Source organism: Marinobacter goseongensis, assembly GCF_023156235.1.
Lineage (GTDB): Bacteria > Pseudomonadota > Gammaproteobacteria > Pseudomonadales > Oleiphilaceae > Marinobacter > Marinobacter goseongensis.
In genome coordinates, this window is record NZ_JAKZAI010000078.1 from 1 (window position 1) to 1,195 (window position 1,195).

The 1,195-nt window shown below is 55.0% G+C and carries 1 protein-coding gene; it reads right to left on the minus strand.

Annotated features, from left to right (window positions below; genetic code table 11):
- Positions 1–40 precede the first annotated feature (40 nt).
- Positions 41–1,125, minus strand: a protein-coding gene (locus tag MLC70_RS18410) for an IS3 family transposase (protein WP_248186001.1) whose coding sequence is annotated in 2 segments (ribosomal slippage) — positions 41–864 and positions 864–1,125 — 1,086 coding nt in all. Because the reading frame shifts where the segments join, the coding sequence is not laid out codon by codon here.
- Between the last annotated feature and the right edge of the window lie 70 nt (positions 1,126–1,195).

Genomic DNA, 1,195 nt, shown 5'->3' on the forward strand with positions numbered 1-1,195 from the left:
TGTAAGCCCCCCATTTTTAACCGCCCTTTTGAGTAGAGGGTTAAGCTACCTCCAGTAGCCTGGATGGGGGTATCCCTCCGATGGCCGTGTTCGGCCGTTCGTTGTTGTACTGCCATAGCCACTGAGTCGCCAATAGCTGAGCATGGGCAACGCTTTCGAACAGGTGCAAGTCCAACCATTCATGCCGTGCAGTCCGATTGAAGCGCTCGATGTAGGCATTCTGAGTGGGCTTGCCGGGTTGAATGTAGATCAGCGTAATCCGCTTCCTGTTGGCCCAGTCTATCAGTGACTGCGAGATATACTCTGGCCCATTGTCACATCGAATCGCTGCGGGCTTGCCACGCCATTCGATGATCTGATCCAGCGCCCGAATCACCCGCTGAGCGGGTAACGACAGGTCTACTTCAATGCCCAGGCCTTCCCGGTTGTAGTCGTCAATTACGTTGAACGTTCGAAACGTCTTGCCGCTGACCAGTTGATCACTCATGAAGTCCATCGACCAGACCTGGTTTGGCGCAGTCGGAACATCCAACTCGCCCGGATAATCCCGCTGGATTCTTCGCCGGGGCTTGATGCGCAGGTTCAGCTCAAGTGCCCGGTAAATGCGATATACCCGCTTGTGGTTCCAGGGGTAGCCTTTCACGTTGCGCAGATACAGGAAGCACAGGCCAAAGCCCCAGCGTTTGTGGGTCTGGGTAAGACGCAATAGCCAGTCCGCCACCAGAGCGTTCTCGCCACCGAGCTTCGCCTGATAGCGATAACAGGTCTCGCTGATGCCATACACCACACAGGCCAACCGGATACTGATGCCATGTTTGGCCACGCCCTTGATGGCCATCTCCCGGCGTTGAGATGGCCTTACAACTTTCCCTCGAGAGCTTCCTGGCGCAGTTCCGCTTTGATCCGCTCTTCGGCATACATCTTCTTCAGGCGGGCATTCTCAGCTTCCAGTTCCTTCAGGCGCTTCATCATAGATGCATCCATGCCGCCAAACTTCGAGCGCCACTGATAGATGAGCGCGGTGCTGACGTTGTGTTCGCGGGACAGTTCGGCCACCGGAACGCCGGCTTCGTGCTGCTTCAAAATCGCCATGATCTGGCTGTCGGTAAATCGAGACTTCTTCATCTGTCGCTCCTTCTGCGATCATTGTAAAAGTCTCTACTCAAAACCTCGATTATTTTCTGGGGGGATTACA